The 15,808-nt window shown below is 43.8% G+C and carries 19 protein-coding genes; 12 read left to right on the plus strand and 7 right to left on the minus strand.

Annotation, left to right across the window (positions count from 1 at the left end; translation table 11 throughout):
• Positions 1-246 precede the first annotated feature (246 nt).
• Both APB76_RS05845 and APB76_RS05850 read left to right on the plus strand, forming a co-directional pair.
• Positions 247-618 (plus strand): nuclear transport factor 2 family protein, encoded by a 372-nt coding sequence (locus APB76_RS05845; protein ID WP_054961151.1) that lies wholly within the window; start codon positions 247-249, stop codon positions 616-618.
• Positions 619-904: 286 nt separating this feature from the next.
• Positions 905-1,390, plus strand: coding sequence for a VOC family protein (locus tag APB76_RS05850; RefSeq protein WP_054961150.1), 486 nt, complete (start codon positions 905-907; stop codon positions 1,388-1,390).
• Positions 1,391-1,443: 53 nt separating this feature from the next.
• Here APB76_RS05850 and APB76_RS05855 read toward each other — a convergent pair whose 3' ends face one another.
• The 3 genes from APB76_RS05855 to APB76_RS05865 form a co-directional block, all read right to left on the minus strand.
• Positions 1,444-2,517 carry a permease gene (locus tag APB76_RS05855; RefSeq protein ID WP_054961149.1) on the minus strand — a complete coding sequence of 358 codons (1,074 nt, stop codon included), beginning with the start codon at positions 2,515-2,517 and terminating at the stop codon, positions 1,444-1,446.
• 296 nt (positions 2,518-2,813) lie between these two features.
• On the minus strand, positions 2,814-3,047 hold the full coding sequence (locus tag APB76_RS05860) for a helix-turn-helix domain-containing protein (protein ID WP_054961148.1): 234 nt from the start codon (positions 3,045-3,047) through the stop codon (positions 2,814-2,816).
• A gap of 9 nt (positions 3,048-3,056) precedes the next feature.
• Complete coding sequence (locus APB76_RS05865; RefSeq protein WP_049844601.1) at positions 3,057-3,605, minus strand: DUF2975 domain-containing protein; 549 nt, start codon at positions 3,603-3,605, stop codon at positions 3,057-3,059.
• Positions 3,606-3,856: 251 nt separating this feature from the next.
• Here APB76_RS05865 and APB76_RS05870 point away from each other — a divergent pair, with 251 nt between their 5' ends.
• Complete coding sequence (locus APB76_RS05870) at positions 3,857-5,101, plus strand: peptidoglycan DD-metalloendopeptidase family protein (protein WP_054961147.1); 1,245 nt, start codon at positions 3,857-3,859, stop codon at positions 5,099-5,101.
• Between the two features lie 37 nt (positions 5,102-5,138).
• Here APB76_RS05870 and APB76_RS05875 read toward each other — a convergent pair whose 3' ends face one another.
• Positions 5,139-6,065, minus strand: a complete 927-nt coding sequence (locus APB76_RS05875; protein WP_054961146.1) for a LysR family transcriptional regulator — start codon at positions 6,063-6,065, stop codon at positions 5,139-5,141.
• Between the two features lie 107 nt (positions 6,066-6,172).
• On the opposite strand from APB76_RS05875, the gene APB76_RS05880 reads away from it, so the two are divergent.
• A complete protein-coding gene (locus APB76_RS05880; protein WP_054961145.1) occupies positions 6,173-7,117 on the plus strand; it encodes an NADP-dependent oxidoreductase in 945 nt (314 codons plus the stop codon).
• Positions 7,118-7,157: 40 nt separating this feature from the next.
• On the opposite strand, the gene APB76_RS05885 is transcribed toward APB76_RS05880, so the two are convergent.
• Together APB76_RS05885 and APB76_RS05890 are read right to left on the minus strand one after the other, a co-directional pair.
• The gene (locus APB76_RS05885; RefSeq protein ID WP_054961144.1) at positions 7,158-7,883 is read right to left on the minus strand and encodes a glutamine amidotransferase; all 726 of its coding nucleotides are present in this window, start codon (positions 7,881-7,883) and stop codon (positions 7,158-7,160) included.
• A 194-nt stretch (positions 7,884-8,077) separates the two neighbouring features.
• Positions 8,078-8,260 carry a hypothetical protein gene (locus APB76_RS05890; RefSeq protein ID WP_054961143.1) on the minus strand — a complete coding sequence of 61 codons (183 nt, stop codon included), beginning with the start codon at positions 8,258-8,260 and terminating at the stop codon, positions 8,078-8,080.
• Between the two features lie 209 nt (positions 8,261-8,469).
• Between APB76_RS05890 and APB76_RS05895 the strand changes: the two genes are divergently transcribed.
• From APB76_RS05895 to APB76_RS05905, 3 genes are all read left to right on the plus strand, one after another.
• Entirely contained in the window at positions 8,470-8,763 is a 294-nt protein-coding gene (locus APB76_RS05895; RefSeq protein WP_049844607.1) for an ArsR/SmtB family transcription factor, read from the plus strand.
• Positions 8,764-8,902: 139 nt separating this feature from the next.
• On the plus strand, positions 8,903-9,286 hold the full coding sequence (locus APB76_RS05900; protein ID WP_054961142.1) for an MAPEG family protein: 384 nt from the start codon (positions 8,903-8,905) through the stop codon (positions 9,284-9,286).
• 2 nt (positions 9,287-9,288) lie between these two features.
• Positions 9,289-9,810 carry a hypothetical protein gene (locus APB76_RS05905; RefSeq protein ID WP_054961141.1) on the plus strand — a complete coding sequence of 174 codons (522 nt, stop codon included), beginning with the start codon at positions 9,289-9,291 and terminating at the stop codon, positions 9,808-9,810.
• Between the two features lie 88 nt (positions 9,811-9,898).
• On the opposite strand, the gene APB76_RS05910 is transcribed toward APB76_RS05905, so the two are convergent.
• Positions 9,899-10,921, minus strand: a complete 1,023-nt coding sequence (locus tag APB76_RS05910) for an acyltransferase (RefSeq protein WP_054961140.1) — start codon at positions 10,919-10,921, stop codon at positions 9,899-9,901.
• Between the two features lie 245 nt (positions 10,922-11,166).
• Here APB76_RS05910 and APB76_RS05915 point away from each other — a divergent pair, with 245 nt between their 5' ends.
• The 5 genes from APB76_RS05915 to APB76_RS05935 all read left to right on the plus strand — a co-directional run bounded on the left by APB76_RS05915 (position 11,167) and on the right by APB76_RS05935 (position 15,797).
• Positions 11,167-11,754, plus strand: coding sequence for a TetR/AcrR family transcriptional regulator (locus tag APB76_RS05915; RefSeq protein ID WP_049844611.1), 588 nt, complete (start codon positions 11,167-11,169; stop codon positions 11,752-11,754).
• Positions 11,755-11,862: 108 nt separating this feature from the next.
• Entirely contained in the window at positions 11,863-12,711 is an 849-nt protein-coding gene (locus APB76_RS05920) for an alpha/beta hydrolase (protein WP_054961139.1), read from the plus strand.
• A gap of 312 nt (positions 12,712-13,023) precedes the next feature.
• The gene (locus APB76_RS05925) at positions 13,024-14,412 is read left to right on the plus strand and encodes an SLC13 family permease (protein WP_049844613.1); all 1,389 of its coding nucleotides are present in this window, start codon (positions 13,024-13,026) and stop codon (positions 14,410-14,412) included.
• Positions 14,413-14,555: 143 nt separating this feature from the next.
• Complete coding sequence (locus APB76_RS05930; RefSeq protein WP_049844614.1) at positions 14,556-15,014, plus strand: carboxymuconolactone decarboxylase family protein; 459 nt, start codon at positions 14,556-14,558, stop codon at positions 15,012-15,014.
• 30 nt (positions 15,015-15,044) lie between these two features.
• Positions 15,045-15,797, plus strand: coding sequence for a helix-turn-helix domain-containing protein (locus tag APB76_RS05935; protein WP_054961138.1), 753 nt, complete (start codon positions 15,045-15,047; stop codon positions 15,795-15,797).
• Positions 15,798-15,808 lie beyond the last annotated feature (11 nt).

A 15,808-nucleotide genomic window follows, 5' to 3' on the forward strand; every position in this document is an offset into this window, starting at 1 on the left:
CTTCAATTGCGTCTCGCGCCATCGAAATAGCGAACGGTGGGGTTGATGAGTAAGGATTTAGACAGTGCGAATATTCCTGCCGATTTTGCTATCGCACCGCCGTCAACAATGTGCATAAACAGGGTCATTAAACGATGTCTAGTTGTTCTATTGTTCTCTTTTTTCGAACAGTAATTTCTTATTTGTTTGTTTTTTCATTTTAATCATAACACTAAGATAAGGTCATCAACTTAGAGGAGAATAAGAATGAGTCAATCAGTATTAGAAGCCTGTCAGGCAGGTATTGCGGCGTGGAAACAAGCATTCAACAACCAAGATGCGAGGGGTTGTTCTGAACAGTATCAAGAAGGAACAACAATGCATGCCAAGCCATTTGGCGTTTTTGAAGGTCGTGAACAGATCCAAGCATTTTGGCAAAACATTATTGATCAAGGTTTTAGCGATGTTGCCTATACAGATACTGCATGGGAGAAGGTAGACGAAGGCAGCTATATCCTGACTTCCAAGTGGACAATGAATAAAGCATTTGGAGTGGTACATAAAGAGGTATGGTCGTTGCAGGCGGATGGTAAAGCTCGTTTGACTTATGACGAGTTTGAAGTGCTGGGTGAAAGGTAAACTTTCAACCTAAATGCCAGCCTGAAAACAATGTTCAGGTTGGCTAGTTAGTGTCTGCATATTGTTCGGATATAATTTCTATCCAGCGAGATCTTAGATATAGATTCAAAGCAGTAGAGTAAAGTGGCATTAGCATTTCTATAACTATTCAGAATGTGACATGATTAATTATTAAGAATAAAAAAATATTATCATTTTTATAATAAATGATAATTTCATTTAATCATTGTGTGTCCATACACTCTCTCCATCGAAACAAAACATCGAATTGAATTTGGAGAAAGCTATGAAAATGAATCACGTAGGCATTATGGTCGGTGAGATGAACAAAGCGGTAGATTTTTACACTCAGGCACTAGGTCTCAAGGTGGTAATGAACAACACTAAAGTGGTTGAGGAGCGAGAAACCGCCATTGGTCGTATGTGTATCGCGGTTTTTGGTGAAGGGTTTAAAGGCTTTAACATCGCGCATCTAGTGACCACAGATGGCATCGGCGTTGAGCTTTTTGAAATGAAGGATCGTCAGGAGCAGCATGAAGTAGATTTCTCGCGTTTAGGCATCTTCCATTTTTGTCTGCAAACCAACGACTTTGAAGGCGTGATGGGGAAAGTAGAACAGTTTGGTGGCAAGATACGTATGGATGTGATGCGTTACCACCCAGAAGATGATAGTAAGCCAGCGAAAATGGTTTACCTAGAAGACCCGTTCGGTAACTTGTTTGAGCTTTATTCTCATACTTACGAAGAGACATATGCTTCAGATTATGAGTAATTGACTCTAAATCAAAAAAAGGATTGGCACCAATGCCAATCCTTTTTTGGTTATTATCCAAAGATTAAAGTATATAGGAAGCCAGCACCAATCGCCATGCTCAGGATGACAACGAGGAAGGCAGCAATCATCTGATTTTTAAAGATAGATTTAAGCAAAATTACCTCAGTCAAACTTGCGCCTGCGCTACCTATGATCAGGGCCATCACAGAGCCTAGTGCCATGCCTTTTTGAACTAAGGCTGCACTAAGAGGAATCACCGCTTCTGCGCGAATGTACAAAGGTATACCGATAATGGCCGCGACAGGAATTGCGTACCATTTGCCCGCGCCAGCGTACTCAGCAATCAGCTCAGTAGGAATAAATCCGTAGATAAATGAACCAATAGCAATACCTAGCATTAAATAAGGGAAGACTTGTTTAAAATCTTTCCAAGTTGAGGACCAAATTTTAACCCAACGGCTAGGCTCTTTGTTTTCGACGACAGTAGCGGTTATCGTGCCATCAGCAGAGCAGCAAGAGACTTCTACTTTCGTTTCGCTACTACAAGCTGCCTCTTTCGCTACAACAGGCGCAGTGTCACCGCATTTAGAGGTTCCACATGATGGCTCTGACTTGGCCACGGTGTTATTTTCCCCGCAGCTCGAACCGCAGTTTGATGAATCAGCTACTTGGTAGGCTTCTGGTTTTACGTAGCGCTCGAATCCTAGTTTTTCCAACGCGTAGCCCGCAACCACAGATACCATCATGGCAATAGCAAAGTAGAACAGTGCTACTTTCCAGCCAAAGGTCACCACGAATAAGCCGATGATGATAGGGTTCAGTAGTGGGCTACCAAATAGGAATACCATCATCGGACCGAACCCCGCTCTGGCTCTTAGTAGACCTTTTAAGAAAGGAATCGTTGAGCACGAACAGAATGGTGTGATTGCACCAAGCAGGGCTGCCACCACGTAACCTTTACCGTTGCGAGAACTCAGGATCGCTTGGATCTTTTCTGGTGTTAAAAACTCCTGCAGCACACCAACAAGGTAGCTTATCGCCAAAAACAGGATGATTAGTTCTGTCGCAAGAAACGTGAACATGTCGAGTGCTTCGCTCGCCATAGTTATAAATTCGTTATTCATAATGATTGACTCCAACTTCATTTCTATATTTCTCGAATTATAGTTTTAAAGAAGAATTGTTCAAGATAAATATTTCCAATAAAGTGGAAATATTTTAAATGTAGAATAAAATCAATCATTTATTGACTTTTTAATTGTTGAAAGAAGTACTCACAAGAGCGCTAAATTGAATGGTTTACTTGATGGGTTTGGTTAGTTCAAAGAGGACAGTTTGTATGATATTTATTGTAAGCACCCGCGCCAGTGGGGCGCGGGTTTAGGGTTTTGATTTCAGGCTCCGAACAATAAAGTAAAAACTAGCTTTGAACGGCGCTTTCACTATCGCCATCTTCATTGAACTCGAGAATATCTCCAGGTTGACATTCAAGTACTTCACAAAGTTTATCTAATGTGGATAAACGTACTGCTTTTGCTTTGCCATTCTTCAAGATTGACAGATTGGCTTCGGTAATCCCTACCAATTGTGCCAATGTTTTTAAGCGTATTTTCCGTTTGGCCATTATTACATCTAAATTAATGCGGATGGTCATGTTAAATCCTTAAATTGTATGACTATTTTCTTCGGCAAGAGTGTAGCCCTCCTTCATTACCCAGGAAATGATCAAAATAATCAAGCCTAGTACTAAGGACAAAAAGTCCATTCCCACGAAGCTAATAGTCAGAATTCTCTCACCTGGGGGGTTGTTGAACGACAAAATAACCGACATCAATGAGTCGTAGATGACTGAACCTGCAACCCAGTAAAATACGATATAGCCCAACTTCTGATAGTGTCTTGCGTTATCGAGGGTAAATATCTCATTGCGTTCATAGTTTCGGAACAGCTGAATAAGTACCTTCAAGGCATACATAATGATGCCACTTAGCATCAGACTTGCAACAGTTGCAAGCAGTCTTGTTGAGGTAGTTAGTGGTAGTAGAGTGTAGTCATCTAGTTCATAGGAGAGCTGGATTATTCCCAAAGACGAAACAATATCGTAGGTGGTTTCAACTGTAAGCCAGTAATAGCAAACCGCAATAGGTACCAGCATGAAAAGACATTGAAATAGCGCCCGCACTCGGCGGCTTTGTTTTTGAATATTAGACATAATTAATCCTGTTGAGTTTTCGTAGAAGGATAATAGTGTTTGGAAGTGTGTTGGTCAACAATTATTTATCGATAAACGATAATAAATTATTGCTTTAAGAATGTTGGAATTGATGTCTGTAGAGCGGCGCCAGTATTTATAGCGTCGATTCAAAGATAACAACGTCGTTGGGTGAGTGTGCTGAGAATAGGTTACGTTTGAGTGATTTTTAGTGTTATGTTATAACGTATCTTTTTGTGGGTTTCTATTCTATGAAGCTTGTTCGCCTCGTTTTGACTGCTGTTGCTGTCACTGCATTTTCACTCGCCACTGTGCTGACTTTTAAGCCCGAAACTAAGAGTGGTCCTATTCCGATAAAAGTGACCGCATATCAAAATCCTGAAAACACTATTTCTTCTCAGCCAAGGCCTTTGATTCGCGCCCACTACTTTGTCAAAGTCGGTGATACCTTAAGCACGATATTCTCGGCATGGGATATACCATACGAGACGCTACAAAGTATTCTGGAGGCCGATCTCGAGTCGCTGAAGTTAGATACTATTAAGCCGGGTGATCACTTGGAACTTTTGCTTGATAGCGATTCTAAACAACTCGCGACCTTGATTTACCACCAAAGCTTGGTTGAAAGGGCGGTGTTTACTCGTGAGGCGGACAATAGCTTTAGCTACCGCTTTGTCGAAGAAGCGGGTGTATGGCAGGAAAAGCTCTATTCGGGCTATATTCAGGGGAGCTTTTCCTTATCTGCCTATCGTGCGGGCTTAACCCCTAAGCAGATTGCTGGCATTACCCGTGTTCTACGTGACAAAGTAAACTTCGCCAAAGAACTGCGTGCAGGGGACCGATTTAATGTATTGGTTAAAGAGCAATATTTGGGTAACCATCTTACAGGCAACACCGAAGTTCAAGGCATTGCCATTTACCTGCGCAGCAGAGAAGTTGCAGCCTTTCTAGCTGAAGACGGCCGTTTTTACGATCGGCAAGGGCACAGCCTTGAGCAAGCATTCGATCGTTTTCCGGTAGCAAAACAGTATCGTCGTATTACTTCACCCTTTAACCCGCGTCGTAAACACCCAGTAACAGGGCGTGTCACGCCACATAATGGTACGGACTTCGCAACTCCAGTTGGCGCGCCAGTCTATTCTACGGGTGATGGTAAAGTGATTGCGGTGCGCAACCATCAATATGCTGGTAAATATCTTGTGATTGAGCACAACAGCGTCTACAAGACTCGTTATCTTCACCTTGATCGTTTCTTGGTGAGGAAAGGGCAGCAGGTAAAGCGTGGTCAGAAGATCGCGATTGCTGGTGCTACTGGTCGAATTACGGGGCCACATTTGCATTTTGAAGTCTTGGTCCGTAATCGAGCAGTTGACCCAATGAAAGCTAACTTACCGCTGGCTAGCTCAATCTCCCAGCAAGATAAACCGGCGTTTTTAGCACGTGTCTCCGAGTTTGATAGTCGTGTTGCAAGCCAGACAACAGTGTCTATTCGCTAGGCTAAGGTTTAATCCGAAATGCTTGAAGTCTTGGTGGCTAAGTGTCGAGCAAAGGAGTGGTAAAGGCCTCAGAGTCATGGATGACTAACTGTTCAATTTCATTGATCAACCACTTTAGTGCCAAGCTAGGCTGGTTACGTGTGTGCCAAGCAACAGATATCGTGGGTGAGGGAACAGAAATCGGGACAGCTTTTTGAACCAGTTGCCCTGAATGGATTGCTTTGCTGGCGACAGTATATGGCATAACGCAAATCAAGTTAGATTCTTGCAGTAAGTTGATTGCGCATGAAAAGCTATTAACTGTCATCGCGACTCTTCGTTTCTCTCCCTCCTGTTCAAGGCACTTATCAACCGAGCCACTAGGATCACCTGATAACGAAATCAGCAGATGGTCGGCTTGGCAAAATGTTTTAAGTGACAGTTTCTGCTTAGCGAGAGGATGGTTAGGTCGCATAACACAGGTAAAGTGATTCTCGTACAAGTGTTTTACGGTTATCTGATGATGTTTGGTTGGGAAATAATCCAGCACTAAATCCACTTCTGCAGCGAGCAACTGTTGTTCGCCGTTACCGATAAATGGGACGGCAAAAAGATCAATAGCATTCGCTCTTTGCTCGATAATGGTACGTAATCGGGGCCAGAACAAACCACTAATACCATCTGTTAGGGCAACTCTCAACTGGGTAGAAGACGTCATAGGATCGAATTTTGGTGTTGAAATAGAATTGTTTAATTGACGTAAAGGATCAGCAACTTCTAGCCACAGTTTTTTTGCGTAAGGGGTGGGGGTAATCCCTCGACCTTGTTTGATGAATAGTGGATCTCTCCAAGCGTAGCGCATTCTAGACACTGCTTTAGATACCGAGGGCTGGGTCATCGCCAGTTGTTCTGCTGCAATTGTGATCGACTGCTCGCGCATAATTGCATCAAAGATAACAATCAGATTTAGATCAACCTTAGCCATATGATTCATTCCTCTGTGGAATAGTGTTTATATCAACTATTGATTAGAAGAAATAGGTTAATCACTGAATACTGAAGCTGTTCTCATCACATCTAAGGAAGAAAATCATGAAAGCAGCGTTTATCACACAATACGGCGACGTGACCAATCTCAAAGTAGGACAACTGGAAAAACCACAACCAAGGTCAAACCAAGTTTTGATTCGAGTGGCCGCTTCGGGAGTGAACCCGGTCGATTTTCATCTGAGAAACGGCATGATGGCAGAGACAGATACTCATACTCTGCCGTTAATTCTGGGGTGGGATTGCTCAGGAGTTGTGGAAGCGCTGGGCTCTGAAGTCGAGTCACTGAAAGTGGGTGATAAAGTACTGTCGTTTACCCCAATCGCTGAGCAAGGGACCAATGCAGAGTTTGTCACCGTAGATGCGAATTTAGTCGTAAAAAAACCTCAAGCGCTAAGTTTTATTGAGGCAGCCGCATTACCGCTAGCGTCGGTGACAGCATGGCAAGGGCTATATCGACACGGTCGATTAGAAGGTGGCAAATCGGTATTGATACACAACGCTTCTGGTGGGGTTGGGGCATTTGCTGTTCAGATTGCTAAAGCTGCCGGTGCCTACGTTGTTGCGACAGCCTCAAAGGAGAAGCAGGAATACTTGCAGAGCCTTGGGGCTGATGAAGTTTATGTAGAAAGTGATTCTGGCTGGCATTCTTCGATGCATTACGATCTCGCCTTTGTAGCAAAATCGGGATCATATCTACTACACAGAACGATACCCTGCGTTAAATCAGGTGGTGTGATTGTCTCTACCTTCGATGAACTCCCTGAAGCAGAGGTTGGGATATACGGTATCGCTTTTCATCGTATGTGGGTGGAAAATAACGCACATGATTTAGACCAAGTAGTTAAGCTGGTCGAACAACACAAGCTTAAGATTCCCATTGATACGGTTTATCCGCTTGAAGAGATCCAAAACGCTCACCGTCGTAGTGAGCAGTATCAAGCGGTAGGTAAAATAGTATTGACGGTTGATCCAACGCAGAAGTTCTGATTTCTATGTAATTCGCTTTGGGCGTAAATTGATGATCTGATTAAGTGCTCACAACCTCAGTCTTAGCAAGGCAGAGGTCAGAAAAACGTTTAAGGATTTGCTGGGCATGTGGAGTTGAGGTGACTTGTCGTTTTTTGGTAGTAACGACCTGTTCACCTAGCTCATCTTGAAAGTTTTCAAGTACATCTATCATGATCTCAGCGGTAAATTCTGGATGAAATTGCACGCCCCATGTGCAGTCGCCAACACGAAATGCATGATGCTTGTCCATGCTGCTTTCAGCCAAGCGGACAGCACCGTCTGGCAGTGAGATCACCGATTGAAAATGTACCGCTTGCGCTTGGAAATTTTCCGCAAGTTGGTCGAGTAGTTGGTCATCTTGGCTACTTGGTAAACGGGAAACATTGATGGTGCCAACCTCTAACCCGTTTGGGTTGATGTTTACTTTACCACCGAAGGCATAACTAATAAGTTGATGGCCGAAACAGATCCCCAATGTTGGAATGTTAAACTCGGCAAGCTGAACTATCTCGGCTGCCAGTCGTTTCATCCAGTCCGCTTCTTCTGTCACCATTGACAATGAACCCATGATAATCACGCCTGCAAGGTTCTGCGGTTTCGGGAGAGGGTGATTGATACCATCGTGAAATGCAATATCAAGAGTCGTGTTGCCAATAGCTTGCTTAGCCCACAGCTCAAAATCACCAAATTTGTTTAGCTGACTTTCGGGGGCTGAGCCGACATTAACAATTAGCAGTGTTTTCACTCTATACCTCACTTAACATACCTGCAACCCAATCAAGTTATCGAAATGAAGGGCTGAGAGCAATGAGATTTGCTCAAGAAAACCGGAACAGTGACTTATCAGGGAAAGATATGTGTGCTCCGGTAATGGGTATTCACTCGACGAATTGGGGAGGCGCAAAGTGAGCCCTAAAATTGAGTTAATATTCGTTCAGGCTAACCTTGAAATACGATATCTTGGCCATCAGTTGTAAACAAAACAGCTTTATTCTGCTCGATTAGCCGTGCAGCAGAAGAAGGTGTGACTGCATGAATTTCTCCTTTTGACTTAAGGGTTAAGGCTTCCCAAACTCGATCTTTGTATTTGCCTGTTTGAGTGTATTGGATTAGCACTTTCATTGGTTCCTCACTGACTGCTGTAGCACATGCAATTAACAGTAGCGCTGTCGTCCATGTTTTACATCTGTTAAATGTGCAACATTAGATTAACCAAATGTAAGTGGTGAAATCTGTGCCATATGCTTGGATAAAATGTAGAGCTTATTCCTATTGCAAATTAATTATATTTCGACTACTTTGGAAATATATTAAGTCATGTGGAGTCTGTCGTGGAACTTGAAGTCGTTGCTAAAGCACTTAAAGAGCTGGGTCATCCAACTCGTCTCTCTATTTATAAAAGTGTCGTCAAAGCGGGTTACCAAGGTATTGCTGTTGGTGGTTTGCAAGACAAACTGGGCATACCGGGCTCAACGCTCTCTCATCATATTTCAAGTCTTGCTTCAGCGGGGTTGATTAGTCAGCGCCGAGAAGGTCGAACGCTTTACTGCGTTACGGACTATCAGTGCCTAGAGGGGGTGATTGGGTTCTTGCAAGATGAGTGCTGCGCCGATGAAGAGTGTTAACCTTGCTTCCAACATTGAGCCAGTTTGGTTTTAATATTCGGCCCTGCTATTCAGCGGGGCTTTTTTATGCTTAATTAGTAATACTTAGATATGAGGAAAATATCAGGTGTTAGAAACCTGAATCACAAGGAGAATATTGATGGTTACAGCGCTTTACGCTGCAATTCTTGCTGCACTAATGATTTGGCTCTCTATTCAGGTGATTAAGCAGCGTCGCAAAGCTCAGGTGAAGTATGCGGATGGTGGGGTAGATGCCCTGACGATCGCCAGAAGTGCACAGGGCAATGCGGTAGATTACATCCCAATTACCCTGATTCTGATGGCTATGGTGGAGCACAACGGTGCAAGCCCTTGGATGATCCATGCGTGTGGTATTGTGTTTGTTCTGGGCCGTATATTACATGCGAAAGGTATCCTTGCAGACAGGCTCAAAGGCCGCATTTCGGGGATGAAGATGACCTTCTTAGTGATGGCGGTGCTGATCGTGCTTAATATCGCCTATTTGCCATTTGATCGGATGTAGTAATGATGTTTCGCTCTCCTCCTGCATGGGCGCTAGTGCTGACGGGGCTAGTCCTCAATGTCTTGGCACTTTTGATGTCGAGTATTGTGCTCGACAAGTTGAGTGGAGAGATTGGTCAGCTATCTGAGCAAAAAGATGAAAACATTTATTCAATTCAGTTAGCGTGGAACAGTGTTGAAATGCTCGAACGTAAGCGTGAAATGTTGCTCCTGCATATCGCTCACGAGGGCGAAGTTCAACAGCAACTGCAGGCGACGCTACAGGGTCAATTGAGTCAGTGGGTTAATCAGCCAATCCCAGAGATTAACTTGGACAATCTTCCGCAATTGATGATGCTGATAAACCAAGCCCAGCAATCGTATCGAAATCAGATTGATAATTTTTATCTAGAGAATCTCTCTATCTCTGAACTGATGACATCGCTTAATGAAAGGATCGCTTGGTACAAGAACATTGGCTTGTTTCTGCAGGTATTTGGCTTAGCACTGATTCTTGCCAGAGACTTGGCTCGTAAGCCCAATTAACGACAAAGCGATGGATTACCCATCGCTTTGTTTTTGTCTATTGTTCAACGATTACCTAAACAATGCTCTCTATAATACTCCAACATAGCTACCTAAATAGAAGTCGATAGAGGGGTGTTTTCTCTAACCCTTTAATCAATCCAAAGGTTATCACTATCGTGCCAAACAGTACGGTCATATCTTTGGCAAATCCAGTCAGGCCCAATACTCCAGATACGTTCATCATCATAATAATCATAGGTAGGTGAGCCAGGTAGAGAGGTAACACATACTTAGATTGCTTGGTTAGCCAATAATGAGTTCCGAGTGCTGGTTTTGATAGTAACCACATAAAGCAGCCCGTTCCCCACAGCACAGTACCAAACAGGAAGTCGTTGCCATTAAACGGTTGCTGATAGTTATTGAGGATAAAGGCTTCAGCGAAATGTAACAGCATACCGACTAACGCCAGCAGCAAGGCCTGGCGGGAAGTGGCATTTATCGTTTGCTGACGAATCGAAAAACCAATCGCAAACAACAAGGTACTAAAAAACGGGCCGTTTCGGGTAAAGAATGGAGACCAGAACTCAGTCAGACCCTGATAGCTGCCTGCAAGAACACCATAAACATACAGTGCGATGCCAAGCGGGACAAAAAGCTCTATCTGCTTAAACTTTTGTAACCCAGCACCAATCGCAGCTGCAAAAATCAGCGCGGGAATAAACCATAAGTGGACGAGGCCGCCTTCTAGCAGCGAGTTTAGTGGTGCTTGACCAAGGTAACCCCAATAACCTTGACGTTCGGCGAGATACCCATGCTCAGCCACAGTCGCCCAGTTAAAAGGCATAACAAGGCATATCACACTCCAGACAACAAAAATGCGCAGCAAAGGAGTGGTGTAGCGCTTAAGCGTCGCGATTGGGTCAACGGTTAGCTTGGGTTGGATCAAATAACCTGAAATCAAAAAGAACAAAGGGACGGCAAAGCGTGTTGCTTGGTTAAACACGTATCCAACCCAGGGCGTCTCATTAATTTGCCAATAGCTGAGAAACATCTGACAGTGCATGGCGGCAATCGCTAATATCGCTATCACTCGGCCTAGCTCAATACTTTGAATTTTCTTACTTTCCATAACGACATCAAAACCATTAAAAGTGTTCAGGGTATATCAATAAATTCGCCTTAAGGAATGAATCTAAATCAATTTATGCTGAGGCTACTATCAGTTACCACAGTAATTTGAGAGTCAAATCTAACCCTAAGAATTGTTACATTTACGGGTTAGACTTTGTGATTTCATTCAGTCGCAAGAGAGATAAAATTTGCAAAAAAGAACGAGTGTGCTAAAAATAGCATTAACAGTAACGAGAGAGCAGTATGAGTAAAGGCAAAGTTACCCGAGAAAATATCTTAAGTAAGGCATTTGAGCTAGCGAGTGAAAATGGGCTTGAGAGCTTGACTATTGGGGAATTAGCCAAGCAATGCGGGATGTCAAAGAGTGGCTTATTTGCTCACTTTAACTCCAAGGATAACCTGCAAATAGCGGTTTTGGATTACGCCAACCAGATCTTTACTCAGCGCGTGATTGCGCCCGCGAGGGAGCGAACTTCGATCACCATCGAAGAAAAGCTCACACTACTGCTCGATAACTGGTTAGGGTGGAACCACTCTTTTCAAGGCAGCTGTATGTTCTTAGATGCTTGGAAAGAGACAAGCGTGGAAACGGCCCCTACTCAGCAAGTACTAAAGAAAACCATCGCAACTTGGATAGAGTACTTACGAATTCAGGTTGCGAAAGGGGTCGAGAATGGTGAGTTTCGCCAAGATCTTGAGCCTAGGCAGGCCACGTTCGAATTGTATGGCTTATATCTAAGTGCCCATCTGTTTTATTCGATACACGGAGAGCAGGCGAGCAACGAGCACTTCTGGCAGGGCGTTAAACGCCTGTTAGCTGACTGGAAGTAAGACGAATTTAAGCTAAGTGAAGTTCACTTAGCTAATTATTTAACTAGAAATAGCACGGTCGTTCGCTTTTGGGCGAGAAGTAGAGACTGGCACCAAAAGGATAAAACCATGAGTGAGAAGATTTACTTTAATACCTCGAAAAAGTTCAGTGTGAAGAAGAGTTTAGTCAACATGACAACGCGGCTTCATCACACTTTGGCACCTAACCATGCCAAAAATACCGCGCGTAAATTGCTGCTGACCCCTGCGCGCACCAAGCCTAAGAATGCTGAGCCAACCGGATTGATTAAAGGCGAAGTTGAATCGAAGGAAGGAGTACTTAAAACTTACCGATTAGGCACAGGCCCAGTGTGGGTGCTGACCCATGGTTGGTCGGGGAGTGCGAGTCAGTTTTACCCCTTGATGGAGCACATTGCGAGCCGAGGCTACACCGCATTGGCGTATGATCACCCGGGTCACGGTCAAAGTGGCGGTGTGTACGGGCATATTCCGGCATTTGTTCATGGCTTAGAAGCGATTTTGGATAGTGTTGATGATGTGGCTGGGCTTGTTGGTCACAGCATGGGAACGGCGTCTTCGATCGAGTGTCATCATCAGAAACTAGTCGATAAACCTTTCTTGTTGATTGCGCCTGTATTGGATTATCTCGATAACCTATTTGGTAGCGTTGCTCGCTCAGGCTACTCAATGCGTTTGTTCAATGCTGTCGTTTCTGAGGTTGAAGATCAGTACCACTACCCAATTCAATCCGTCGACCCGTACAATAAGCTTAAGTTACGCAGTGCGCAAACCATTATCGTCCACGATCAAGGTGACAAGTTTACTAAGTTTGAAGTGTCACAAAAGGCGGCTCAAGAAATGGAAAACGTAATGCTGGTGGCAACCCAAGGGCAAGGGCACGGCCGAGTGATGAAGTGTGCTGAAGTAATGGAAAGCTTTGAACAGTTAATCGCGTAAAAGGCAAAGTGAAGAGGGGGGACTTGATTCCCCTTTTTTACACTCTAAGAGAGACTAAAATTAATGTGAATGTTTGCGGACAGGTCGTACCTAGAGCTACATGCTTGATAGTACTCTAGTATCATCAATTTATATGAATGACGAGCGTGCATGTAATGCCCGTGATGATTAAATGTTCATTCTATTCATACTGTTAACATTCATAACCTCATTGTTGATACGGTTAACAAATTTGCAATGAAAAATATTTCCAAATGGTGTTTATGTGGGATCATTTGCAATGCCACAAGGCCCTAATAAGGAAAAATAATAATGAATAGAAATGATAGTGTCCCTTTGCCCAACAATACTAGAGAATGGTTTTTTAACCGCAATAGCCTGATTATCCTTGCTGACGTTGCTCTATTTCTCACCTTGTACTTTACCCTGCCATTTGACCCTCAAGTCGTGCTTGGTATCAGTATGCTGACCTTTATCGCGATTTTATGGCTGACAGAGGCGTTGCATGTCACGGTTACGGCCATTTTAGTGCCGATTATGGCTGTTTTGTTTGGTGTATTTGACACTCAAACCGCGCTGAACAATTTTGCTAACTCAATTATCTTCTTGTTCCTTGGTGGCTTCGCCTTAGCGGCGGCTATGCACCGACAGGGGTTGGATAAAGTTATCGCAGACAAAGTACTGATCCTCGCCAAAGGTAAAATGAGTGTGGCTGTGTTTATGCTGTTTGGCGTTACCGCTGCACTGTCTATGTGGATCAGCAATACCGCGACTACAGCGATGATGCTGCCCTTGGTTCTTGGCGTATTAAGTAAAGTGAACTCTGAAAGCGGTCATAAGACGTATGTCTTTGTGTTGCTGGGTATCGCCTATAGCGCAAGTATTGGTGGTATTGCAACGATTGTTGGCAGTCCACCAAACGCGATTGCAGCGGCGGAAGTTGGCTTAACCTTCACCGAGTGGATGAGTTTTGGTGTGCCAACAACACTGATTTTATTGCCTGTTGCTATCGCAGTGCTTTATGCCGCTCTTAAACCTAACCTATCTGGAGAGTTCGAGTTAAATCGCGAAGCGATCAACTGGGATAAAGGTAAAGTTGTCACTCTCGCTATTTTCGCCGCAACCGTCTGTTTATGGATCTTCAGCAAACCAATTAATGCGATGCTTGGTGGATACGCTAAGTTTGACACGCTTGTTGCTCTTGGAGCCATTATCGCGGTTAGCTTTGCCCGCGTTGTACACTGGAAAGATATCGAGAAAACCGCTGATTGGGGGGTTTTACTCTTGTTCGGTGGTGGTATTTGTTTGAGCAATGTCCTAAAAGCAACGGGGACAAGTGTCTTTCTCGCCAACACGTTAAGTGAAATGATCGCGCATTGGGGCATTTTTCTCATCATAGCGGTTATCGCTATTTTTGTCGTATTCCTAACTGAATTTGCCAGTAACACGGCGAGTGCGGCTTTGTTAATCCCTGTTTTTGCTAGCGTTGCAGAAGCGTTTGGCATGTCGCCTGTAATTCTTTCTGTGCTCATTGCAGTGGCTGCATCTTGTGCATTTATGCTGCCAGTTGCGACGCCTCCGAATGCGATCGTGTTTGGCTCTGGGTACATCAAGCAAAGAGAGATGATGCGTGTTGGGATTATCCTTAACATAGCGTGTATCGCTGCGCTAACTGTTATAGCCTTAAGTTTCTGGACTTAATCAGTAGCGAAATTTTCATGTATCTCAGCTAAGCCTACCTTTTTCACGGTAGGCTTTTCTGTCTCTACACGATGTCGAAAATCTTCAATCATAGAGTAAGGGGAAGCAATAATCTGAGCGTATCTATTAAAGGAGATAACACTATGACTCAGAGATTAGACTATTTTAATGCTGCCCCAGAAGGGATTCAGATTCTACTAGGTCAAGAAAACTATTTAAGAGCGCAGTTTGAGCAGCAATCAACGCTATCATTAGCCCTATGGGAGTTGGTTAAATTAAGAGTATCCCAAGTAAATCAGTGCGCTTTTTGTGTCGATATGCATAGTAAAGAGGCGTTGAGTAGCGGGGAGTCTGAGCATCGCTTAATTGGATTAACTGCATGGCGAGAGATGCCTATATATAGCGACGATGAGAAAGTTGCGCTACATTGGGCTGAAATGGTCAGTAATAATAACGCTACATCTGATGACGATTTTGAGTCGACATTGGCGGTCTTTGGTGAACAAGGCCTAGTGGTGTTAACACTTGCGATCAATGCTATCAATAGCTGGAATCGCGTGGCTAAAACATTCAAGCCAGAAATCGGCAGCCTGTCAAAGTAGTAATCTAGCTGAAGGAAACTTAACAGCGAAATGGATTTTCGAATTCTGAAACCGCGTGGCAAGTTATCTGACCATATCCAAGCTATATGGTCGGTAAAGACTATTGGCGGGCAACACGGCACCATAAAAAAACCATTGTACTGTGATGGCGGCTCGGGGGTTACTTTCTTATTGAGTGGTGAGGCTTGCCTATCAAGTTCGCTGATTAGTGATCCGATAATTGTTCAAAAGTATAATCATAAAACTCAAATTATTGAGCTTTCTCATGGCGCCCAGCTATGTGGAATTCGTTTTCAGCCAGGGATGATGTTACCGTCATTGATCAACAATGATTCGCAGATTATGTCTGTACTTACGTCACTTCATGAGCAATTGTCCGAGCAAAATCAAAGTAGACATCTGACGACACTTTACCGATGGTGTGGACAGCAAATACTTCCGAGGGAAGCTGCTTTTGCTAAACGGGCGAAGCTAATCAAGTTAGCGACACAAGGGAAAATTGGAGAGCAGTTTCCATACAATCAAAGGCAAGTCGAGCGTAGGTTTCACCAGTGGCTCGGAATGAGCCCGAAATATTTTCAAAGGTTGCGTAGAGTTCATTCCAGCTTGAATAAACTGAGAGAAAACCCGGATGTCTCGCTTGCAGATTTCGCACTTGAGCATGGTTTCTCGGATCAAGCACATATGACCAGAGAGTTTAAGACATTTGTTTTGACGACTCCCGGGGAGCTAAGTCGTCGCATGAAGAATTCGCTCTCAATGAGCTTAAAAAAGCAGCACTAATACAGTGCTGC

The sequence above is a fragment of the Vibrio bivalvicida genome (genome assembly GCF_001399455.2).
Classification (GTDB): domain Bacteria; phylum Pseudomonadota; class Gammaproteobacteria; order Enterobacterales; family Vibrionaceae; genus Vibrio; species Vibrio bivalvicida.